We start from the raw sequence: 22,200 nt of genomic DNA, 5'->3' as shown, positions 1-22,200 counted from the left end.
CCCCGCTCAAGCCTTTCGGGTGCGCTGCAGGAAGGCGATGATTTCGCCCATGATGCCGCGCCGGAAGGCCAGCACGCAGACCACGAAGATCAGACCGGTCACCATGGTCACCGACTCGCCCAGCGTGGTGAACCACTCGATGCCGGTCAGCGAGGCCAGGCCGTGGCCCATCTCGCCGATCTTGTTCTCCAGGAGGATCACCACGGCCGCGCCGACCAGCGGGCCAGACAAGGTGCCCAGGCCACCGACCAGCGTCATCAGGATCACGCCGCCAGAAGCCGTCCAGTGCACGTCGGTCAGCGTAGCGAAGCCCAGCACCAGCGTCTTGAGCGAACCGGCCAGGCCCGCCAGCGCAGCCGACAGCACGAAGGCCAGCAGCTTGAAGCGGTGCGTGTCGTAGCCCAGCGAGATCGCACGCGGCTCGTTCTCCTTGATGCCCTTGAGCACCTGGCCGAACGGCGAGTGGATGGTGCGCACGATCAGCGCGAAGGCCAGCACCACGATCACCAAGGTCACGAAGTACATGGCCAGATCGTCCTGCAGCGACAGCACGCCGAAGAGCTTGCCGCGCGGCACGCCTTGCAGGCCATCCTCGCCGCCTGTGAACTTGGCCTGCAGCGCGACGAAGAACACCATCTGCGCCAGCGCCAGCGTGATCATCGCGAAGTAGATGCCCTGCCGGCGGATCGCCAGCAGGCCGAACAGCCAGCCCAGCAGCGCGCCCGTGGCTGTGCCCATGACCAGGCCGACCTCGGGCGTGAAGCCCCAGACCTTCATGGCGTGGCCGGCCACATAGGCCGAGCCACCCAGGAAGGCCGCATGGCCGAAAGACAGCAGGCCGGTGTAGCCCAGCAACAGGTTGAAGGCAGAGGCGAACAGCGCGAAGCACAGCAGCTTCATCATGAAGACCGGATAGGCCCCCACGAATGGCGCGGCGATCAGCGCCAGCAACAACAGGAGATAGCCCCAGGAGCTCTTGCTCATTTCTCTTTCCCGAACAGGCCCGCAGGGCGGATCAGTAGCACGATGGCCATGATGATGAAGACCACCGTCGACGAGGCCTCGGGATAGAACACCTTGGTCAGCCCTTCGATGACGCCCAGGCCCAGCCCGGTCAGGATGGAGCCCATGATCGAACCCATGCCGCCGATCACGACCACGGCGAACACCACGATGATGAGGTTCTGCCCCATCAGCGGCGAGACCTGGATCACGGGTGCAGCCAGCACGCCGGCCAGCGCCGCCAGCGCCACGCCGAAGCCATAGGTCAGCGTGATCATGAGCGGCACGTTGACACCGAAGGCCTCCACCAGGCGCGGGTTCTCGGTGCCCGCGCGCAGGTAAGCGCCGATGCGCGTCTTCTCGATCAGGAACCAGGTCGCGAAGCACACCACCAGCGAGGCCACGACCACCCAGGCACGGTAGTTGGGCAGCATCATGAAGCCCATGTCGGTGGCGCCGGTCAGCGCGTCCGGCGTGTCGTAGGACAGGCCGGAGACGCCGTAGGCCGAGCGGAACGCGCCCTCGATCAAAAGCGTGAGGCCCAGCGTGAGCAACAGGCCGTAGAGGTGGTCGAGCTTGTAGATCCAGCGCAGCATGGTGCGCTCGATCAGCACGCCGAAGGCGCCCACGATGAGCGGCGCGGCGATCAGCATGACCCAGTAGCTGATGTCCCAGTAGTTCATCGCCATCCACGTCACGATGGCGCCCATCATGAACAGCGCACCGTGCGCGAAGTTGATGACGTTGAGCAGGCCGAAGATCACCGCCAGGCCCAGGCTCAGGATCGCGTAGAACGACCCATTGACCAGGCCCAGCAGCAGCTGGCTCAACAGGGCAGGCAGGGAAATCGTCATGACGGGATCAGGACCTCATCACTTCCACAGCGCGCACTTGGACTCGGCCTTGGTCGTGAAGACCTCCTCGCCCTTGAGCTTGGAGACCACCTTGTAGTAATCCCAGGGCTGCTTGGACTCGGCCGGCGACTTGACCTGCATCAGGTACATGTCGTGCACGAAGCGGCCATCGGGGCGCACATAGCCCTTGGCGTAGAAGTCGTCGATCGGCGTCTTCTTGATGTACTCCATGACCTTGTCGGCATCCAGCGTCTTGGTGGCGGCCACGGCCTTCAGGTAGGTCATGGTGGCGGAGTAGTCGGCCGCCTGGATGTCGGTCGGCATGCGCTTGACCTTCTCGAAGAACTTCTTGCCGAAGGCGCGGCTGGGCTCGTCCAGGTTCCAGTCCCAGCTGGTCGTGAGCAGCAGGCCCTCGGTGTTCTTCAGGCCCAGGCTGTGCACGTCGGTCACGAACACCAGCAGGCCGGCCATCTTCATGGTCTTGTTGATGCCGAACTCGCGCGCCGCCTTGACGGCGCTGATGAAGTCGCCGCCCGCGTTGGCCAGGCCCAGGATCTGTGCCTTGGAGTTCTGCGCCTGCAGCAGGAAGGACGAGAAGTCCGAGGCGTTGAGCGGGTGCTTGACGCTGCCGGCCACAGTGCCGCCCTTGCTCTGCACGACCTTGGCCGTGTCAGCCTCCAGCGCCGCGCCGAAGGCGTAGTCGGCCGTCAGGAAGTACCAGCTCTTGCCGCCCTGGCCCACCACGGCACCGCCCGTGCCCTTGGCCAGCGCCACGGTGTCGTAGGCGTAGTGCACGGTGTAGGGGCTGCACTGCTCGTTGGTCAGCGCCGAGCTGCCGGCGCCGTTGACGATGTAGACGCGCTTCTTCTCCTGCGCCACCTTGGCCATGGCCAGGCCGGCCGACGAGGTGGTGCCACCGACCAGCATGGACAGGCCCTGCGTGTCGATCCACTCGCGCGCCTTGCTGGCAGCGATGTCGGCCTTGTTCTGGTGGTCGGCCGACAGCAGCTCGATCGGCATGCCGTTGACCTTGCCGCCGAAGTCGTCGATGGCCATCTGGATCGCCACCGCCCCGCCCTTGCCGTCCACGTCGGCGTACAGGCTGGACATGTCGGTGATGAAGCCGATGCGGACCTTGTCCTGGGCCTGGGCCGCGCCGGTGGCGAGCAAGGTGGCGAACATCAGGGCGGAGAGCGGGAACTTGGCGGTCATGGTCAATCTCGGGAACGGAAGAGGAAATGCAGAACGGCGCTCACTTCCACAGGGCGCACTTGGTCTCGGCCTTGGTCGTGAACACCTGGTCGCCCGGCAGGGTCTTGACGACCTTGAGGTAGTCCCAGGGCTTGGTGGATTCCTTGGAGGACTTCACCTCGACCAGGTACATGTCGTGCACGAAGCGGCCGTCGGCGCGGATCTGGCCCTTGCCGTAGAAGTCGTTGACGGGCATCTTCTTGAGCTGCTCCATGACCTTGTCGGCGTCCACGCTGCCGGCGGCCTGCACGGCCTTGAGGTAGGTCGTGGTGGCCGAGTAGTCGGCGGCCTGCACGTCGGTGGGCATGCGCTTGGCCTTGTCGAAGAACTTCTTGGCAAACGCGCGGGTCTGGTCGTTGAGGTCCCAGTACCAGCTCGTGGTGTGCAACAGGCCCTCGGTGTTCTTCAGGCCCAGGCTGTGGATATCCGACAGGAACACCAGCAGGCCGGCGGTCTTCATGGTCTTGTTGATGCCGAACTCGCGCGACGCCTTGATCGAGTTGATGGTGTCGCCGCCTGCGTTGGCCAGGCCCAATATCTGCGCCTTGGAGTTCTGCGCCTGCAGCAGGAAGGACGAGAAATCGGAGGCATTGAGCGGCGTGCGCACGGCGCCCACAACGGTGCCGCCCTTCTCCTTGACGACCTTGGTCGTGTCGGCCTCCAGCGCGTGGCCGAAGGCGTAGTCGGCGGTCAGGAAGAACCAGCTCTTGCCGCCGGCATCGACCACGGCCGCGCCCGTCCCCTTGGCCAGCGCCACGGTGTCGTAGGCGTAGTGCACGGTGTAGGGGCTGCACGCCTCGTTGGTCAGTGCCGAGGAGGCCGCGCCGTTGTTGAAGTAGACGCGCTTCTTCTCCTGCGCCACCTTGGCCATGGCGATCGCCGCGCCCGAATTGGTGCCGCCGAAGACCATGGTCAGGCCGGCCGTGTCGATCCACTCGCGCGCCTTGCTGGCGGCGATGTCGGCCTTGTTCTGGTGGTCGGCCGTCATGAGCTCGATGGGCTGGCCCAGCACCTTGCCGCCGAAGTCGTCGATGGCCATCTGGATCGCCATCGCGCCGTTCTTGCCCTCCACGTCGGAATACAGGCTGGACATGTCGGTGATCAGGCCGATCTTGACCTGGGCGGCGGCGCCGGTGGCGAAGCCTGCGGCGGCAAGCGACAGGCAGAGCGTGGTCAGGGAACGTTGCATGGCGGTCTCCTCGGGTGGTGGTCGGAAAAGCGGCTCAGACGCCCAGCAGCTCATTGAGCACGGGCATCTTCTGCTGGAGTTCTGCGGCGGCGAAGTGCTCGACCATGCGGCCGTGCTCCATCACGTAGAAACGGTCCGCCAACGGCGCGGCGAAGCGGAAGTTCTGCTCCACCATGACCACCGTGTAGCCCTTGGCGCGCAGCGTGGCGATCATGCGCGCGAGGGCCTGCACGATCACGGGCGCCAGGCCCTCGGAGATCTCGTCGAGCAGCAGCAGCTTGGCGCCCGTGCGCAGGATGCGCGCCACGGCCAGCATCTGTTGCTCACCGCCCGACAACCGCGTGCCCGGGCTGTTGCGGCGCTCGGCGAGGTTGGGGAACATGGTGTAGATCTCATCGATCGACATGCCGGCGCCCATGCCCTTGAGCGGGGGCGGCAGCAAGAGGTTCTCCTCGCACGAGAGGCTGGCGAAGATGCCGCGTTCCTCGGGGCAGTAGCCCACGCCCAGGTGGGCGATGCGGTGTGTCGGCCGGCCGATGGTTTCGGTGCCATGGATGCGCACCGAGCCCTCGCGCCGGCCGGTGAGGCCCAGCACGGCGCGCATGGTGGAGGTACGGCCTGCGCCGTTGCGGCCCAGCAGTGTCACCACCTCGCCGGGCTGCACGACCATGTCCACGCCGTGCAGCACGTGGGATTCGCCGTACCAAGCCTGCAGGCCCTTGATCTCCAATGCCGGGGCACTCATCAATGGGCTCCCTGCAATTCGCCGTCCACGGTGCCCATGTAGGCCTCCATCACCTGGCGGTTGCGCGAGACCTCGGCGTACGGCCCCTCGGCCAGCACGGCGCCGCGCTGCAGCACCGTGATGGTGTCGGCGATGGTGGAGACCACGCCCATGTTGTGTTCGACCATGAGGATGGTGCGGCCCTGGCTGACCTTCTTGATGAGCTGCGCGACGCGGTCCACGTCTTCGTGGCCCATGCCCTGCGTGGGCTCGTCCAGCAGCATGAGCTCGGGCTCCATGGCCAGCGTGGTGGCGATCTCCAGCGCGCGCTTGCGGCCGTAGGGCAGGTTGACGGTGACCTCGTCCGCCATGTCCGCGAGGCCCACCTGGTCGAGCAGCGCGACGGCCTCGCCGTTGAGGCGGTCCAGCTGCTTCTCGCTCTTCCAGAAGTAGAACGACCAGCCCAGCTTGCGCTGCAGGCCCAGGCGCACGTTCTCCATCAAGGTGAGGTGCGGAAAGACCGCCGAGATCTGGAACGAGCGGATCACGCCGCGCCGCGCGATCTGCGCCGGTTGCTCACGCGTGATGTCGTGTCCGTTGAAGGTGATGGTCCCCGTGGTGGGTTCGAGGAACTTGGTCAGCAGGTTGAAGCAGGTGGTCTTGCCGGCGCCATTGGGGCCGATCAGCGCGTGGATGCTGCCGCGCTGCACCGCCAGGTTGACCTTGCTGACCGCAGTGAAGCCCTTGAACTCTTTGGTGAGGTCCCTGGTCTGCAGAATGATGTCCGCCAATTTCGCCTAGCCTTCCGCAGTTGCCGCGTTGGTTCGTTCGCAAGGTCGTCGGCGACCTTGCACTGCGGCGCACTGTACGGGGCGGCCCCTGTGCAAAACACTAGGACAAACGCCAATGCTGCACTGCGATATTGCTTATTTCTTAAGCAAAACGGCCGGGCACTGTCGCCCGGCCGGCAAGCTTGACGCGAAGCTGACAAACCGCGCTCAGTGCGCGCCCGCCGCGGCCTCCGCCCCGCCCGCACCGCCGCGTTGCGGACGTGTGAGCCAGACCAGCGGGATCAGCAACATGAACAGCGCCGCCGAGGCGTAGAACACGTCGTTGGCCGCGAGCATGAAGGCCTGTTGGTCGACCAGCCGGTTCACCTGTGCGAGCGCCTGGTCGGCGTTCATCCCCGCACTGCGGTAGACCTGCAGCGCCTGCTGCGTGGCCTCGCTGCCGCGCTGCACGTACTCGACGAGCTGTGCGTGGTGCAGCGCCGCGCGGTTCTCCCAGACCGTGGTGACGATCGAGGTTCCCATGGCGCCGGCCGTGATGCGCGCGAAGTTCGTCAGGCCGGATGCTGCGGGAATCCGGTCGGGCGCGATGCCCGAGAGCGTGATCGTCGTCAGCGGGATGAAGAAGAAGGCCATCGCGATGCCCTGGATCACCGTGGGCACGAGGATCGTGAACATGTCGGCCTGTGTGGAGAAGCGCGAGCGCAGCCACAGCACCAGGCCGAAGGTCAGGAATGCGAAGGTCACGTAGCGCCGCGGGTCGACCTTGTGCACGGTCTTGCCGACGATGGGCGACAGGATGATGGCCATGAGCCCCACGGGTGCCGTGACCAGGCCGGCGTCGGTGGCGGTGTAGCCCATGTACTGCTGCAGCCACAGCGGCAGCAGCACCACGTTGCCGAAGAACAGGCCATAGGCCACCGAGGTCGCCAGCGTGCCGCCCCAGAAGTTGCGCCGCGCGAACAGCCGCAGGTCCACCACCGGGTGGTCGGCCGTGAGCTCCCAGACCAGGAACACCGCGAAGGCGATCACGAACACCACGCCCAGGCCGACGATCAGGTCGGAGTGGAACCAGTCGTACTCCTTGCCCAGGTCCAGCATCATCTGCAGCGAGGCGATCCAGACCACCAGCAGCGCCAGGCCCATGGCGTCGATCGGCAGCTTGCGGATCTGGCTCTCGCGGCTGGCGTAGATGCGCCAGGCCCCGAAGGCGGCCAGCAGGCCGACCGGCACGTTGATGTAGAAGATCCAGGGCCAGGACATGTTGTCCGTGATCCAGCCGCCCAAGAGCGGCCCCATCACGGGCGCGACCAGCGTGGTCATGGCCCACATGGCCATCGCGGTTCCGGCCAGGGCCGGCGGATAGCTGGACAGCAGCAGCGCCTGCGACAGCGGGATCATGGGCCCGGCGACGAAGCCCTGCAGCGCGCGCAGCGCGATCAGCGTGGGCATGCTGGGCGCCAGGCCGCAGGCCCAGGACGCCAGCACGAACAGCAGCACGCTGGCCACGAACAATCGCACCTGGCCGAAGCGCTGCGACAGCCAGCCCGTGAGCGGCACGGCGATGGCGTTGGCCACGGCGAAGCTGGTGATGACCCAGGTGCCCTGGTTGGGGCTCACGCCCAGGTCGCCGGCGATGGCCGGCAAGGAGACGTTGGCGATGGACGTGTCCAGCACGTTCATGAAGGTGGCCGCCGACAGCGCGACGGTGCCCCACATGCGGGCGCTGCCCTGCAGCGGCTCGGGGCGGACGAAGGTGGCAGTGCTCATGGAACTGCGGGCTCGCCGTCCTTCAGTGCGCGGCCTGGGCCGTCTGCGTGGTGGCGGCACGTGCCGGTGCACGGGCGACCGGTGACTGCGCGCCGCGCAAGGCCGGGCCGACGTTGGCCGCGATCACGCGGCGCACCTGCTCGTCCGCACCACGGGCATCGGCCGCGTAGACCGCCGTGGCGGCCAGTGGCGTGCTGCGCGGCGCCTCGGCCAGCGTGCGGCCGTCCTTGTGCGTGACGTCCACCGTCACGTCCATCGACAGGCCCACGCGCAAGGGGTTGGCCACCACCTGCTGCGGGTCGAGCGCGATGCGCACGGGCACGCGCTGCACCACCTTGATCCAGTTGCCGGTGGCGTTCTGCGCCGGCAGCAGCGCGAAGGCCGCGCCCGTACCCACGCCCAGGCCGGAGACCTCGCCCTTGTATTCGACCTTCTTGCCGTACACGTCGGCCGTGAGCTTGACGGGCTGGCCGATCCGGATGTTGCGCAGCTGCACTTCCTTGAAGTTGGCATCGACCCAGAGCTGGTCCAGCGGCACCACCGACATCAGCGGCGTGCCGGCGGCCACGCGCTGGCCCAGCTGCACGCTGCGCTTGGCAACGTAGCCCGAGACCGGCGCCGGCAGCGCGGCACGCTGCGTGGCCAGCCAGGCCTCGCGCACCTTGGCGGCGGCGGCCAGCACGCTGGGGTGCTGCTCCACGCTCGTGCCCTCGGTCATGGACTGGTTGCTGGCCAGCTGCTCACGCGCGGCCGCGGCCGCGGCCTGGGCCGACTGCACGCCGGCCTCGGCCGCCGCCAGTGCGCTCTTGGTGTTGGCCAGCGTGGTCTGGGCGTGGTGCAGTTCCTCGCGCGAGACCGCGCCGTTGCCCGACAGCGACTGGCGCCGGTTCAGGTCGTCGTTGGCACGGGCCACCTCGCTCTGCGCGCGGCCGATCTCGGTGCGGGCGCGCACCACATCGGCATCGCGCAGCGCGACCTGGGCACCCAGCGCGCCGTTGTTGGCGTACAGCGTGCGCACCTGGCGCACGGTCTGCGCGAGCTGGGCCTCGGCCTGCTCCAGCGCGACGCGGCCGTCGGCGGGGTCCAGCTGCACCAGTGGCTGGCCGGCCTGCACACGGTCGGTGTCGTCGGCCAGGATGGCCATCACAGTGCCGCCGATCTGCGGCGTGATCTGCACGAGGTTGCCCTGCACGTAGGCGTTGTCGGTTTCCTCGTAGTGGCTGGCGACCAGCCATTCGTAGGCCGCGAGGCCCAGGCCGGCGACGACGACGACGGCGGCGATGGCGGTCAGGGCCTTCTTGCGCTTGCCCGGGGCAGCAGGTTCGGAAGGGGCGGCGGATGTTGTAGTGGTGTTCATGGTGATCGGGTCCGGAAGGGGAAGACGGTTCAGCGCGCGGTGTTCTGTGCCAGCGGCGTGGCATCGACCGCGACGCCGCCGCCCAATGCATGGGCCAACTGGGCCTGCACGTCGAGTGCGCGGGCGGCCAGTTCGACCTGCTGGCGGCGCTGGGCCAGCACGTTGGATTCGGCGGTCAGCACCTGCAGGTAGTTGCCCAGGCCGGCGCCGTAACGCTGTTTGGCGATGGCGTAGGCGCCCTCGGCGGCCTCCTGGGCGGCACGCTGTTCCTGCTGCTGCACGGCGACCGAGCGCACGGAGACCAACTGGTCCGCCACCTCGCGCACGGCGCCGACGATGGCACCGTTGTAGCTTTCCACGGCCGCATCCACATCGGCGGCCTTGCCGCGCAGGTTGGCGCGCAGGCGGCCGGCGTCGAACAGCGGCAGGCGCAGCGCCGGGCCGATGCCCCACTGCAGGCTGCCGGCCTCCACCAGGTTGCCCAGGCCGATGCTGGACAGGCCGGCGAAGCCGGTCAGGCTGATGTTGGGATAGAACTGGGCGCGCGCGGAATCCACGTCGCGCGTGGCGGCCTCCACGCGCCAGCGTGCGGCCTGCACGTCGGCGCGGCGGCCCAGCAGGTCGGCCGGCAGCACGGTCGGCAGGCGGGGGATCTGCAACCGCGCGAGCGAGGGCGCGGCGTCCTGCAGCGCAGCGGGCGGCTGGGCCGCAAGCGCGGCCAGTGCGTGGCGCGACAGCTGGATCTGCTCGCGCAGCGCCTCGATCTGCTGGCGCGCCTCGGGCAGCCCGCCCTCGGCCTGGCGCAGCTCCAGCCGCGTGTCCAGTCCGGCGTCCAGGCGGTCCTTCACCAGGGCCAGCTGCTCGCCGCGCTGGGCCAGCGTGCGTTCGGCCACGGTCAGCTGGTCCTGCGCGCGGGCCAGCTGCAGCCAGCCGCGCACGATCTGCTGGGCCAGCAACGCGCGCGCAGCCTGGGCATCGGCCGCGACGGCGCGCGCACTGCCCAGGGCGGCGTCGAGCGCAGCGCGGTTCTTGCCGAAGAAGTCGAGCTCCCAGCTGCTGGACAGCTGCAGCAGCCCGTTGTTGCGCACCGAGCCGGCCAGCGGCGCGGGCACGGCCCCGTTCTCGGTGTAGCGCTGGCGCGTGAGGTCCACGCCCAGGCCCAGCTGCGGCAGCAAGGCAGCGTCGGCCACTTCGACCACGGCCATGGCGCGCGCGAGCCGCGCCTGCGCCAGGCCCAGGCTGGGGCTGCCGGCCAGGGCCTGGTCGACCAGTTGGTCGAGCGCGGGATCGCCGTAGGCGCGCCACCAGGCGGTTTCGACGGCGGGCACCGTGGCCGCGGTGGCTGCAGTTGGCACACCGACCGAGGCGGCCTCGCGCAGCTGGGCCTGCGGCGCGATGCCGGAGGGGTTGGCGCAGGCCGCCAGGGCCAGCACCAAGGCCGCGCCCAAGGTCAGGCGCAGGGTTGAAGCGGGAGTCATGCGTTCTTCTTTCCAGCGCAGCCTTGCTGCGCGTTGTCCAGGATGCGGGAGAGGAAGCTCTTGAGCAGCAGCCATTCCTCGCGCGAGAAACCGGCGAGATAGGCGTTCTGCACACGGCTCAGCGCCACGGGAATCTGTTCGGCCACGGCCTTGCCCTGCTCCGTCAGCGCCAGGCGCACGACGCGGCGGTCTTCCGAGGAGCGCTCGCGCAGGCACAGGCCCTTGGCTTCGAGCCGGTCGAGCAGGCGCGTCATGGCGCCGGCATCGAGTTCGCACAGCCGCGCGAGCTCGGCCACGGTGGCGCCGCCCGGGTGCACGGCCAGCTTGAACAACGGGATCCACTGGGCATGGGTGAGGCCGGTGGATTCCAGCTCGCGCTCCACGGCCGAGGCCACCAGGGACAGGATGCGGCGCATCATGTAACCCACGCTGTCGCTCGGGTTGTAGCTGGTCGGCGCATAGAAATCGGCCGGCGGCGGTCGTCCGGTAGCGGCCGGCATGGGGTTGCGCAAGGGTCTTTCGTCCATGGGCAGAAATTTAATTGCCTAGGCAAATATTGTCAAGGCTGTTTTTGTCATGACAATTTCCACAGTCCCGGCTGGATACACTCACGCCCCATGCCTTCTTCTGCACATTCGGCGGCCGAGCCGGCCAAGGGTTCGCCGCGGTCGCTGCGTGGCCTGCTGCCGTTCCTGACGCCCTACCGCGGCCACATCGCGCTGGCTGCCCTGTTCCTGGTGCTGGCCGCCTGCGCCACGCTGGTGTTCCCGCTCGCGCTGCGCAGCCTGATCGACAACGGCCTGGTCAGCGGCGGCACCACACCGGCGGACACGGGCGCGCGCCTGCTCGCGCTGCGCACGCACTTCTTCGAGCTGTTCGCCGTGGCCGCCGCACTGGGCCTGTTCTCGGCCGGCCGCTACTACGTGGTCAGCTGGCTCGGCGAACGCGTGACTTCGGACCTGCGCAATGCCGTCTACGCCCATGTGGTGCGGCAGAGCCCCGAATTCTTCGAGACCACGCAGACCGGCGAGGTGCTGTCGCGCCTGACCGGCGACACCACGCTGGTGCAGACCGTGGTCGGCTCCTCGCTCTCCGTGGGCCTGCGCAATGCCGTGATGGGTGCTGGTGCCCTGGGCATGCTGGTCTGGTCGAACCCCTATGTGATGACGCAGGTGCTGGGCATCCTGGTGCTCGTGGTGCTGCCGACCATGTGGTTCGGCCGCCGCGTGCGCAAGCTTTCGCGTGCGAGCCAGGACCGCGTGGCCGATTCCAGCGCCATCGCGGCCGAGGTGCTCAACGCCATCCCCGTGGTGCAGAGCTACACGGCCGAGGCGCGCGAGGCCGCGCGCTTCACACAGTCCACGCAGAACGCCTTCAACACCGCCGTGCGGCGCACGCGCGCGCGCGCCGTGCTCGTGGCCTTCATCATCACGGCCACCTCGGCCGCGTTGCTGTGGGGCCTGTACCAGGGCACGCAGGCCGTCATGCGCGGCGACATCTCGGCCGGCCACCTGGGCCAGACTGTGGTCTACGTGATCATCCTGGCGGGTGCCTTCGGCGCGCTGAGCGAGGTCTACGGCGACCTGCTGCGTGCGGCGGGGGCCACCGAGCGCTTGATGGAGTTGCTGCACATGCGCTCGCCGATCGCCTCGCCAGACCGGCCGGCGCTGGCACCCGCACGCAACGGCGGCAGCCGCGTGGAACTGGCTGACGTGACCTTCCACTACCCCTCGCGCCCGGCCCAGGCGGCGCTCAGCGACTTCAGCCTGGCCGTGGCGCCTGGCGAAACCGTGGCCCTGGTCGGCGCCAGCGGCGCCGGCAAGAGCACGGTGTTCCAGCTGCTGCTGCGCTTTTACGACCAGGAGCGCGGTGGCATCGCGCTGGACGGCGTGGCGACACGCGAGATGGCGCTCGACGAACTGCGCGGCCGCATCGGCATCGTGCCGCAGGACCCGGTGCTGTTCTCCACCAGCGCGCGGGAGAACATCCGCTACGGCCGGCCCGAGGCCAGCGACGCCGAGGTCGAGGCCGCTGCCCGCGCGGCCTTCGCGCACGACTTCATCGCCGCCCTGCCCCAGGGCTACGACAGCTTCCTGGGCGAGCGCGGCGTGCGCCTGTCGGGCGGCCAACGCCAGCGCATCGCGATCGCGCGCGCCATGCTCAAGAACGCGCCGCTGCTGCTACTCGACGAGGCCACCAGCGCGCTCGATGCCGAGAGCGAGCGCATGGTGCAGGCCGCGCTGGAATCGGCCATGCAGGGCCGCACCACGCTGGTCATCGCACACCGGCTGGCCACCGTGCAGCAGGCCGACCGCATCGTGGTGCTTGAACATGGCCGCATCGTCGAACAAGGCACGCACGCGGCCCTGGTCGCTGCCGGCGGGACCTACGCGCGGCTGGCCGCGCTGCAGTTCACGGCATAGCCCGCAAGCCCCTCGGGCAGCCTATGCATGATTTGCATAAGGCACGAACCGGACACCTGCGGGCTTGGACAAGGCCTGCAGCAGCGGCCTAAGCTTGGCGCTCCTAGACAACAACAGGAGCCAGTCCATGGCAACCTCCTCTTCCAACCCGGCGCCCACCGCGCACGCCCTGCCCTCCTACCTGCAAGCCGACCACCTCGGCCCCTGGGGCATCTTCCTGCAGCAGGTCGACCGCGTGGAGCCTTACCTGGGCAACCTGGCGCGCTGGGTGGAGACGCTCAAGCGGCCCAAGCGCATCCTGGTCGTGGACGTGCCCATCCACCTGGACGACGGCCGCATCGCCCACTTCGAGGGCTACCGCGTGCAGCACAACACCTCGCGCGGCCCGGGCAAGGGCGGCGTGCGTTTCCACCAGGACGTGACGCTGTCCGAGGTCATGGCGCTGTCGGCCTGGATGTCGATCAAGAACGCAGCCGTGAACGTGCCCTACGGCGGCGCCAAGGGCGGCATCCGCGTCGACCCCAAGACGCTGTCGCGCGGTGAGCTGGAGCGCATGACGCGCCGCTACACCAGCGAGATCGGCATCATCATCGGCCCGACCAAGGACATCCCGGCACCGGACGTCAACACCAACGAGCAGATCATGGCCTGGATGATGGACACCTACTCCATGAACCAGGGCTCGACCGCCACCGGCGTGGTGACGGGCAAGCCGGTGGACCTCGGTGGCTCGCTGGGCCGGCGCGAAGCCACCGGCCGCGGCGTGTTCACCGTGGGCGTGGAAGCGGCCAAGCGCATCGGCCTGGACGTGGCCAAGGCGGCCGTTGCCGTGCAGGGCTTCGGCAACGTGGGCGGCATCGCGGGCAAGCTGTTCGCCGAGGCCGGCGCGCGCGTGGTGGCCGTGCAGGACCATGGCGGCGCGATCTACCGCGAAGCCGGACTGGACGTGCCCTCGCTGCTCAAGCACGTGGCCGAGAAGGGCACGGTGGCGGGCTTCGAGCATGCCGAGGTGCTGGCAGCCGACAAGTTCTGGGACGTTCCCTGCGACATCATGATCCCCGCCGCGCTGGAGCAGCAGATCACCAAGGCCAATGCGCACCGCATCCAGGCCCGCATGGTGATCGAGGGCGCCAACGGCCCGACCACGCCCGAGGCCGACGACATCCTGCACGAGCGCAACGTGCTGGTGCTGCCCGACGTGATCGCCAACGCTGGCGGCGTGACGGTCAGCTACTTCGAGTGGGTGCAGGACTTTTCGTCGTTCTTCTGGGACGAGGACGAGATCAACAAGCGCCTGGTGCGTGTGATGCAGCAGGCCTTCGCGGGCGTCTGGCAGGTGGCCGAGCAACACAAGGTGAGCCTGCGCACAGCCACCTTCATCGTGGCCTGCGAGCGCATCCTGCACACGCGCGAACTGCGCGGGCTGTACCCCTGAGCTGCGGCGCTACTGCAAGGGCTCTTTAAGGGCCTTGGGAATCGGCAGGGGCATCACCGCGATGCCCTCTTCCAGCAGGGATTCCGTCTCCTCGCGCGAGGCCTGTCCGCGGATGTTGCGCTCCGCGGTCTCGCCATAGTGGATGCGGCGGGCTTCCTCGGCGAACTTGCCGCCCACGTCCTCGGTGTTGGCCAGCACATGGCGCACCATCTTCATCCAGGCCGCCTGCATCTGCGGGTCCACCGCAGCCACCTCGCGTGTCGCACTTTCGGTCGGCGCGACCGCCCCCAGATTCAATCGCGGCGCGGAGATCTTCTTGACCACCGCCGTGTCGCCGCAGAACGGGCACTCCACGAGCTGGCGCGCCAGTTGCGACTGGAAATCGTCTTCCGAGCCGAACCAGCCTTCGAAGCTGTGGCCATGGGGGCACTGGAGGTCCAGGACTTTCATGGGGCCGATTGTCCTGCGGCTGCTCCATCAGGGTTGGGCTGCCAGCGCAAATCCCATGCACCGGCACGCCAGTTCTGCAGCCACAGCGCTGCGCTCAGCGTCTTGGCGTCGGTCACCGTGCCGTCGCGGCACCAGGCCAGCAGCTCGTCCACGCTGGCGCTGAAGACCTCGAGGAACTCGCCCGCATCGAGATGGCGTTCCTGCAGCGCGAGGCCGCGCGCGAACCAGATCTCGATGAACTCGGTGGAGTAGGAAATGACCGGGTGCAGCACGCCGGCCTTGGCCCATTCGCGCGCCGTGTAGCCGGTTTCTTCCAGCAGCTCGCGGCGGCCGCAGGTCCAGGTGTCCTCGCCAGCGTCGAGCTTGCCGGCCGGGAACTCGACCATCACGCGGCCCATGGGGTGGCGGTACTGACGCTCCAGCACGATGCGGCCATCGTCGAGCAGTGGCACGACCATCACGGCGCCCGGATGCACGATGTACTCGCGTGTGTCGCTGCCGCCATCGGGCAGGCGCACGGTGTCGCGCAGCACCTGCAGGAAGCGGCCGCGCAGCAGCTCCTCGCGCTGCACGGTCTCTTCGATCAGGTGGTCGTCACCCTTGGACATCTCAATGCCTGTGCTTTAGCAGGTAGCGCCAGACGAAGCCGGGGAAGGCCAGCGTCACGAACAGCGCGGCGGTCACGGCATAGAACTCCCAGCCCTGGGGCGCGATGCGGCCCACATTGCGCTCGAGCAGCAGGCCCAGTGCACCGACCAGCAGGTAATAGACCAGCAGCTCCAGCAGCCGAAGGGCCAAGCCCTTCCCCTGAGCCAGGCGCAGGCCCAGGAACAGCCGCTGCGTGAGGAATGGCAGGTTGGCGGCCACCACGGCCGCCAGGATCACGAGCCAGACCGCCGCATCGGGCGCCAACTCAGGTGCCCAGCGTCAGGGTGATGGCCTGCACGCACAGCGCCATCAGCCCACCCGGCAGCACGCCCAGCAACAGCACCAGCGCGCCGTTGACCGACAGCACGGCACGCACGTCCAGCGGCGCCGAGACCGTGGTGGCCGTGATCGGTGCGTCGAAGTACATGACCTTGACCACGCGCAGGTAATAGAAGGCGCCGATCAGCGACATGATCACGGCGAAGATCGCCAGGCCGATCAGGAAGGTCTCGCCCGAGGCCACCAGGGTCTGCAGCACCGACAGCTTGGCGTAGAAGCCCACCATCGGCGGAATGCCGGCCAGCGAGAACATGCAGATCGCCATCACGGCCGCGTACAGCGGGCTGCGCTGGTTCAGGCCGGCCAGGTCGGCCACCTCGTCGCTCTCGAAGCCTTCACGCGCCAGCAGCAGCAGCACGCCGAAGCTGGCCAGCGTCGTCAGCACATAGGTGATGACGTAGAACATGGCCGAGCTGTAGGCGTTGGCGGCCGACAGCGTGTTGCCGTTGACCACGCCGGCCAGCAGGCCGAGCAGCACGAAGCCCATCTGCGAGATCGTCGAGTAGGCCAGCATGCGCTTCAAGTTGCTCTGCATCACCGCGGCCAGGTTGCCGATCAGCAGAGAAGCCACGGCCAGCACCACCAGCATCTGCTGCCAGTCGATGGCCAGCGGCAGCAGGCCTTCGACCAGCAGGCGGATCACGATGGCGAAGGCGGCCAGCTTGGGCGCGCCGGCGATCATCAGCGTGACGGCCGTGGGCGCGCCGTGGTAGACGTCGGGCACCCACATGTGGAACGGCACCACGCCGAGCTTGAATGCCAGCCCGGACACGATGAACACCAGGCCGAACACCAGCACCTGGTGCTGAACCTGGCCCGAGGCCACGGCCTTGAACACCTCGTTGATGTCCAGCGAACCGGTGGCGCCGTACATCATCGACAGGCCGTAGAGCAGGAAGCCCGAAGCCAGCGCGCCCAGCACGAAGTACTTCATCGCGGCTTCGCTCGCGACGGCGTTGTCACGGCGCAGCGCCACCAGCGCGTAGCTCGACAGCGTGAGCAGTTCCAGGCCCATGTAGATGACCAGGAAGTTGCCGCCCGAGATCATCACCGACATGCCCAGCAGCGCGAACATCGACAGCGTGAACAGCTCGCCGCCGCGCAGCATGCCGCGGTCGCCCGCGTACGGCCGGCCGTAGACCAGGGTCACCATCGTCGCGATGGTGGCGAAGAACTTGAGCCAGTTGCCCATGGGATCGCTGACCACCATGCCGCCGAAGCCGTACAAGGTGGTGTTGCCCGAGGCATAGGTGGCGTGCAGCACGGCCACGACGCCGAGGCTCAGCAGCGTGAGCACGTAGGTGGCGGTGCGGCGCGGGCTCTTGACCGCGAGGTCGACCAGCGCGATCACGCAGGCCATGACCAGCAGCACGATTTCCGGGTAGACGGTGATCCAGCTGATTTTGTCCATAACTTTTCTTCTCTCGCCCCGCTCAGTTCAGCTTGGACACAGCCACGTGCTTGAGCAGCTCGGCCACCGACACGTCCATCACGTCGGTGAAGGGCTTGGGATAGATGCCCATGGCCAGCACCGCGATCGCCAGCAGCGCCAGCATCAGGAATTCGCGCGCGTTGATGTCTTCCAGTTCCTTGACGTGGTCGTTGCCCACGGGACCCAGGTAGACGCGCTTGTACATCCACAGCGTGTAGGCCGCGCCGAAGATCAGCGCTGTGGCCGCCAGCAGGCCGATCCAGAAGTTGGCCTTGACCGCGCCCAGGATCACCATCCACTCGCCGACGAACCCGGCCGTGGCCGGCAGGCCGCAGTTGGCCATGGCGAACAGCAGCGCGAAGGCCGTGAACTTGGGCATGGTGTTGACCACGCCGCCGTAGGCCGCAATCTCGCGCGAATGCACGCGGTCGTACAGCACACCGATGCACAGGAACATGGCGCCCGACACGAAGCCGTGCGCGATCATCTGCACCAGGCCCCCCGAGACGCCCAGGTCGTTGAAGATGAAGAAGCCCAGCGTGACGAAGCCCATGTGGGCCACCGACGAGTACGCCACGAGTTTCTTCATGTCCTGCTGCACCATGGCGACCAGGCCGACGTAGACCACGGCGATCAGCGACAGCGCGACCATGAGCCAGGCCCATTCGTGCGCGGCGTCGGGAGCGATGGGCATCGAGAAGCGCAGGAAGCCGTAGGCGCCCAGCTTCAGCATGATGGCCGCCAGCACGGCGGAGCCGCCGGTGGGCGCTTCCACGTGCACGTCGGGCAGCCAGGTGTGGACCGGCCACATCGGCACCTTGACGGCGAAGGCCGCGAAGAAGCCGAAGAACAGCAGCGTCTGCACCGTCTGCGGCAGCGGCAGCGCGTGCCAGGTCTGGATGTCGAAGCTGCCGCCCGAGTGCACGTACAGGTAGATCAGCGCGATCAGCAGCAGCAGCGAGCCCAGCAGCGTGTACAGGAAGAACTTGAAAGCCGCGTAGATCTTGTTCGGTCCGCCCCAGATGCCGATGATCAGGTACATCGGGATCAGCGTGGCTTCGAAGAACACGTAGAACAGCAAGCCGTCCAGCGCCGAGAACACGCCGATCATGAGACCGGACAGGATCAGGAAGGCGCCCATGTACTGGTTCACCCGCGTGGTGATGGCCTCCCAGCCGGCGATCACGACGATCACCGTGATGAAGGCCGTCAGCGGCACGAACCAGAACGAGATGCCGTCCAGGCCCAGGTGGTAGTGCACATTGAAGCGCGCTATCCACGGCGCTTTCTCGACGAACTGCATGGCAGCCGTCGTGTTGTCGAAACCGCTGTACAGCGGCAAGGTGACCAGCAGGCTGACGATGGCGCCGATCAGCGCCACCCAGCGTACGGCGCGTGCGTACTCATCCCTGCCCAGGGCCAGCAGCACGGCGCCGAAGAAGACCGGCGTCCAGATCGCGAGGCTCAACAAACCCATTTTTATTCTTCTCCCTCGACCTTATTTGTTGAACCAGACGAAGTACGTCATCAGCAGGAAGATGCCGAGGATCATGACCAGCGCGTAGTGGTAGATGAAGCCGGTCTGCACGCGGCGCACGACGCCGGCAACCCAGCCCACGAGCTTCCACGAACCGTTCACCACGGCGCCATCGATGATGGCCTGGTCGCCGCCCTTCCACAGGCCGTAGCCCAGGGCACGGGCGCCACGCGCGAGGATGTTCTCGTTGATCCAGTCCAGGTAGTACTTGTTTTCCAGCAGCGTGTAGATCGGCATGCAGGCACGCTTGATGGCCGCCGGCAGTGCCGGGTTGACCATGTACATGTAATACGACAGGGCCACGCCAGCCAGCGCCAGCCAGAACGGCGCGGTCTGCAGGCCGTGCAGGGCCATGGCCACGGGGCCGTGGAACTCTTCGGCGAGTTCGGCCATGGCATGGTGGATCTGGCCGTTGACGAAGATGCTGTCCTTGAAGAAGTCGCCGAACAGCATCGGGCCGATGGTCAGATAGCCGATGACGACCGAGGGGATGGCCAGCAGGACCAGCGGTGCTGTCACGACCCAGGGCGACTCGTGCGGCTTGGCGTCGTGGCCATGGCCGTGGTCGTCATGGCCGTGGTGGTCGTCGTGCGCATCGTGGTGCGCGTCCGGGTTCTGGTCGTAGCGCTCCTTGCCATGGAAGACCAGGAAGTACATGCGGAACGAGTAGAACGCCGTGACGAACACGCCGGCCATGACCGCGAACTGTGCGAAGCCGGCACCGGGCAGGTGGCTGGCGTGCGTGGCGATGATGATGCTGTCCTTGGAGTAGAAGCCCGAGAACAGCGGCGTGCCGATCAGCGCCAGCGAGCCCAGCAGCGAGGTGATCCAGGTGATGGGCATGTACTTGCGCACGCCGCCCATCCAGCGGATGTCCTGGTTGTGGTGCATGCCCATGATGACCGAGCCGGCACCGAGGAACAGCAGCGCCTTGAAGAACGCGTGCGTCATCAGGTGGAACACGGCGACCGAATAGGCCGAGGCGCCCAGCGCGACCGTCATGTAGCCCAGCTGCGACAGCGTGGAGTACGCCACCACGCGCTTGATGTCGTTCTGGATGATGCCCAAAAAGCCCATGAACAGCGCCGTGATGGAGCCGATCACGAGGATGAAGTTGAGCGCCGTGTCGGACAGTTCGAACAGCGGCGACATGCGCGCGACCATGAAGATGCCGGCCGTCACCATGGTGGCGGCGTGGATCAGCGCGGAGATCGGCGTCGGGCCTTCCATGGAGTCGGGCAGCCAGACGTGCAGCGGGAACTGCGCGCTCTTGCCCATGGCGCCGATGAACAAACAGATGCAGATGACGGTGACCATCATCCAGTCGGTGCCCGGGAAGCCCAGCTTGCCGATAGCGTCGGCCTTGCCGAAGATCTCGGTGTAGTTCAGCGTGCCGGCGTAGGCCGCAATCAGGCCGATGCCCAGGATGAAGCCGAAGTCGCCGACACGGTTGACCAGGAAGGCCTTCATGTTGGCGAAGATGGCCGTCGGCTTGTTGAACCAGAAGCCGATCAGCAGGTAGGACACCAGGCCCACGGCTTCCCAGCCGAAGAACAGCTGCAGCATGTTGTTGCTCATCACGAGCATCAGCATGGAGAAGGTGAACAGCGAGATGTAGGCGAAGAAGCGGTTGTAGCCTGCGTCCTCTTCCATGTAGCCGATGGTGTAGATGTGCACCATCAGCGACACGAAGGTCACGACGACCATCATCATGGCCGTGAGGCCGTCGACCAGGAAGCCGACTTCCATCTTGAGGTTGCCGACCATCATCCAGGTGTAGAGCGTCTCGTTGAAGCGGGCGCCATCCAGCGCGACGCTCTTGAGCGTCATGGCTGCGATCACGAAGGCGACGAACACGCCGAGGATGGTCAGCGAGTGCGACAGGCGGCGGCCGATCTTGTTGCCACCGAAGGCGGTGCCGAAGATGCCGGCCAGCGCGGAGCCGACCAGCGGCGCCAAGGGGACGGCCAATAGCGTGGAGGCCGAGAGTGTTTGGCTCATGTTGTTGTTCTCAGCCCTTGAGCGTGTTGAGTTCGTCCACGTTGATGCTGGAGCGGTTGCGGAACAACAGCACCAGAATCGCCAGGCCGATGGCGGACTCGGCGGCCGCCACGGTCAGGATGAAGAACACGAAGATCTGCCCATGCATGTCGTTCAGGTAGTACGAGAACGCCACGAAGTTCATGTTGACCGCCAGCAGCATCAGCTCGATGGCCATCAGCAGCACGATCAGGTTCTTGCGGTTCAGGAAGATGCCGATCACCGACAGCGCGAACAGCATCGCGCCCAGCGACAGGAAATGACCCAGACTGAGCGTCATGTCTTCTTCTCCTCGGCTGCAGCGGCCGGTGCGGGCGGTGGTGGGGGTGCCGGGCGCGTCGGGTCGACCTTGACCAGCGCGACGCGGTCGGCCGAGCGCACGCGGACCTGGTCTTCGGCGCGTACGCCGCGCGTGTCCTTGCGGCCGCGCAGCGTCAGCGCGATGGCGGCGATCATGGCCACGAGCAGGATGCACGCTGCCACCTGCACCGGGTACAGGTACTCGGTGTAGAGCAGGATGCCCAGCGCCTTGGTGTTGGAGACCTGCGCGCCGGCCTGGGCGGCGGCGCCGGCCAGGTTGCGCGACTCGTCGGTGGCGCGGAAGCCGCCCATCAGCACGGCCGCCATTTCGAGCGCGATCAGCACGCCGATCGCACCGGCCAGCGGGAAGTGCTTCCAGAAGCCCTGTCGCAAGCCCTCGACGTCCACGTCCAGCATCATCACGACGAACAGGAACAGCACGAGCACCGCGCCCAGGTAGACCAGCACCAGCACGATGGCCAGGAACTCGGCCTGCAGCAGCAACCAGATCGCAGAAGCCTGCGAGAACGCGAGGATCAGGTACAGCACGGCGTGTACCGGATTGCGCGCTGTGATCACCCGGAATGCCGCGAACAGCAGCACGAGCGAAAACAGATAGAAGAAGCCTGTCTTGACGTCCATTTTTTTCTTCGGGGCGCCTGGCCGTTAACGGTACGGGGCGTCGGCTGCCTTGGCGGCCGAGATTTCTTTTTCGTAGCGGTCGCCCACGGCCAGCAGCATGTCCTTGGTGAAGTACAGGTCGCCGCGCTTTTCGCCGTGGTATTCGAGGATGTGGGTCTCGACGATGGAATCGACCGGGCAGCTCTCTTCGCAGAAGCCGCAGAAGATGCACTTGGTCAGGTCGATGTCGTAGCGCGTGGTGCGGCGCGAGCCGTCGTCACGCACGTCGGACTCGATCGTGATCGCCATGGCGGGGCACACGGCCTCGCACAGCTTGCAGGCGATGCAGCGCTCTTCGCCGTTCTCGTAACGGCGCAGCGCGTGCAGGCCGCGGAAGCGCGGCGACAGCGGGGTCTTCTCTTCCGGGAACTGCACGGTCACCTTGCGCTTGAACGCGTAGCGGCCGGTCAGCACCATGCCCTTGAAGAGCTCGGTGAGCATGAAGCTCTTGAGGAAATCCTTGACGGAAAAGCCAGAGGAAGCGGTAGCGGTGGTCATCGTG

Annotated in this window: 21 protein-coding genes; 2 read left to right on the top strand and 19 right to left on the bottom strand. The window is 67.1% G+C overall.

Annotation, left to right across the window (positions count from 1 at the left end):
* Positions 1-6: 6 nt before the first annotated feature.
* The 10 genes from ACSQ4M_RS16140 to ACSQ4M_RS16095 all read right to left on the bottom strand — a co-directional run bounded on the left by ACSQ4M_RS16140 (position 7) and on the right by ACSQ4M_RS16095 (position 10,940).
* Positions 7-984, bottom strand: a complete 978-nt coding sequence (locus ACSQ4M_RS16140; RefSeq protein WP_436190459.1) for a branched-chain amino acid ABC transporter permease — start codon at positions 982-984, stop codon at positions 7-9.
* Positions 981-1,856, bottom strand: a complete 876-nt coding sequence (locus ACSQ4M_RS16135) for a branched-chain amino acid ABC transporter permease (RefSeq protein ID WP_436190458.1) — start codon at positions 1,854-1,856, stop codon at positions 981-983. Before ACSQ4M_RS16135 ends, ACSQ4M_RS16140 begins: the two co-directional genes overlap by 4 nt.
* Positions 1,857-1,874: 18 nt before the next feature.
* A complete protein-coding gene (locus ACSQ4M_RS16130) occupies positions 1,875-3,068 on the bottom strand; it encodes an ABC transporter substrate-binding protein (RefSeq protein ID WP_436190457.1) in 1,194 nt (397 codons plus the stop codon).
* Between the two features lie 40 nt (positions 3,069-3,108).
* Positions 3,109-4,296, bottom strand: coding sequence for an ABC transporter substrate-binding protein (locus ACSQ4M_RS16125; protein ID WP_436190456.1), 1,188 nt, complete (start codon positions 4,294-4,296; stop codon positions 3,109-3,111).
* 34 nt (positions 4,297-4,330) lie between these two features.
* Complete coding sequence (locus tag ACSQ4M_RS16120) at positions 4,331-5,041, bottom strand: ABC transporter ATP-binding protein (protein WP_436190455.1); 711 nt, start codon at positions 5,039-5,041, stop codon at positions 4,331-4,333.
* Positions 5,041-5,811 (bottom strand): ABC transporter ATP-binding protein, encoded by a 771-nt coding sequence (locus ACSQ4M_RS16115; protein WP_436190454.1) that lies wholly within the window; start codon positions 5,809-5,811, stop codon positions 5,041-5,043. The genes ACSQ4M_RS16120 and ACSQ4M_RS16115 overlap by 1 nt, the downstream gene beginning before the upstream one ends.
* 207 nt (positions 5,812-6,018) lie before the next feature.
* Positions 6,019-7,578 (bottom strand): DHA2 family efflux MFS transporter permease subunit, encoded by a 1,560-nt coding sequence (locus ACSQ4M_RS16110; protein ID WP_436190453.1) that lies wholly within the window; start codon positions 7,576-7,578, stop codon positions 6,019-6,021.
* Between the two features lie 22 nt (positions 7,579-7,600).
* Positions 7,601-8,935: an HlyD family efflux transporter periplasmic adaptor subunit gene (locus tag ACSQ4M_RS16105; protein ID WP_436190452.1), complete on the bottom strand. Its 1,335-nt coding sequence runs from the start codon at positions 8,933-8,935 to the stop codon at positions 7,601-7,603.
* Positions 8,936-8,964: 29 nt separating this feature from the next.
* Positions 8,965-10,413 (bottom strand): efflux transporter outer membrane subunit, encoded by a 1,449-nt coding sequence (locus ACSQ4M_RS16100; protein WP_436190451.1) that lies wholly within the window; start codon positions 10,411-10,413, stop codon positions 8,965-8,967.
* Positions 10,410-10,940, bottom strand: coding sequence for a MarR family winged helix-turn-helix transcriptional regulator (locus tag ACSQ4M_RS16095; RefSeq protein ID WP_436190450.1), 531 nt, complete (start codon positions 10,938-10,940; stop codon positions 10,410-10,412). The genes ACSQ4M_RS16100 and ACSQ4M_RS16095 overlap by 4 nt, the downstream gene beginning before the upstream one ends.
* 90 nt (positions 10,941-11,030) lie before the next feature.
* Here ACSQ4M_RS16095 and ACSQ4M_RS16090 point away from each other — a divergent pair, with 90 nt between their 5' ends.
* Positions 11,031-12,836, top strand: coding sequence for an ABC transporter transmembrane domain-containing protein (locus tag ACSQ4M_RS16090; RefSeq protein ID WP_436190449.1), 1,806 nt, complete (start codon positions 11,031-11,033; stop codon positions 12,834-12,836).
* Between the two features lie 127 nt (positions 12,837-12,963).
* Positions 12,964-14,271, top strand: a complete 1,308-nt coding sequence (locus ACSQ4M_RS16085) for a Glu/Leu/Phe/Val family dehydrogenase (protein ID WP_436190448.1) — start codon at positions 12,964-12,966, stop codon at positions 14,269-14,271.
* A 9-nt stretch (positions 14,272-14,280) separates the two neighbouring features.
* Here ACSQ4M_RS16085 and ACSQ4M_RS16080 read toward each other — a convergent pair whose 3' ends face one another.
* Genes ACSQ4M_RS16080 through nuoI form a run of 9 tightly spaced genes read right to left on the bottom strand, consistent with a single transcriptional unit; the run spans position 14,281 to position 22,196 of the window.
* Positions 14,281-14,721, bottom strand: coding sequence for a DUF1178 family protein (locus tag ACSQ4M_RS16080; protein ID WP_436190447.1), 441 nt, complete (start codon positions 14,719-14,721; stop codon positions 14,281-14,283).
* Positions 14,718-15,329, bottom strand: a complete 612-nt coding sequence (locus ACSQ4M_RS16075; protein WP_436190446.1) for an NUDIX domain-containing protein — start codon at positions 15,327-15,329, stop codon at positions 14,718-14,720. Before ACSQ4M_RS16075 ends, ACSQ4M_RS16080 begins: the two co-directional genes overlap by 4 nt.
* Before the next feature lies 1 nt (position 15,330).
* Positions 15,331-15,633, bottom strand: coding sequence for a DUF2818 family protein (locus ACSQ4M_RS16070; protein WP_436190445.1), 303 nt, complete (start codon positions 15,631-15,633; stop codon positions 15,331-15,333).
* A 1-nt stretch (position 15,634) separates the two neighbouring features.
* Positions 15,635-17,119: an NADH-quinone oxidoreductase subunit NuoN gene (nuoN, locus tag ACSQ4M_RS16065; protein WP_436190444.1), complete on the bottom strand. Its 1,485-nt coding sequence runs from the start codon at positions 17,117-17,119 to the stop codon at positions 15,635-15,637.
* Between the two features lie 22 nt (positions 17,120-17,141).
* Positions 17,142-18,617 carry an NADH-quinone oxidoreductase subunit M gene (locus ACSQ4M_RS16060; RefSeq protein WP_436190443.1) on the bottom strand — a complete coding sequence of 492 codons (1,476 nt, stop codon included), beginning with the start codon at positions 18,615-18,617 and terminating at the stop codon, positions 17,142-17,144.
* 21 nt (positions 18,618-18,638) lie between these two features.
* Positions 18,639-20,678 (bottom strand): NADH-quinone oxidoreductase subunit L, encoded by a 2,040-nt coding sequence (gene nuoL, locus ACSQ4M_RS16055; RefSeq protein ID WP_436190442.1) that lies wholly within the window; start codon positions 20,676-20,678, stop codon positions 18,639-18,641.
* Between the two features lie 10 nt (positions 20,679-20,688).
* Complete coding sequence (nuoK, locus tag ACSQ4M_RS16050) at positions 20,689-20,997, bottom strand: NADH-quinone oxidoreductase subunit NuoK (protein ID WP_056175349.1); 309 nt, start codon at positions 20,995-20,997, stop codon at positions 20,689-20,691.
* Positions 20,994-21,659: an NADH-quinone oxidoreductase subunit J gene (locus ACSQ4M_RS16045; RefSeq protein ID WP_436190441.1), complete on the bottom strand. Its 666-nt coding sequence runs from the start codon at positions 21,657-21,659 to the stop codon at positions 20,994-20,996. Before ACSQ4M_RS16045 ends, nuoK begins: the two co-directional genes overlap by 4 nt.
* A 24-nt stretch (positions 21,660-21,683) precedes the next feature.
* Positions 21,684-22,196 (bottom strand): NADH-quinone oxidoreductase subunit NuoI, encoded by a 513-nt coding sequence (gene nuoI, locus ACSQ4M_RS16040; RefSeq protein WP_436190440.1) that lies wholly within the window; start codon positions 22,194-22,196, stop codon positions 21,684-21,686.
* Positions 22,197-22,200: the final 4 nt, after the last annotated feature.

The sequence above is a fragment of the Pseudorhodoferax sp. LjRoot39 genome (genome assembly GCF_964253035.1).
Lineage (GTDB): Bacteria > Pseudomonadota > Gammaproteobacteria > Burkholderiales > Burkholderiaceae_C > Pseudorhodoferax.
Note: the sequence above shows the minus strand (reverse complement) of the source record. Positions and strands in the feature narration are given on the sequence as shown.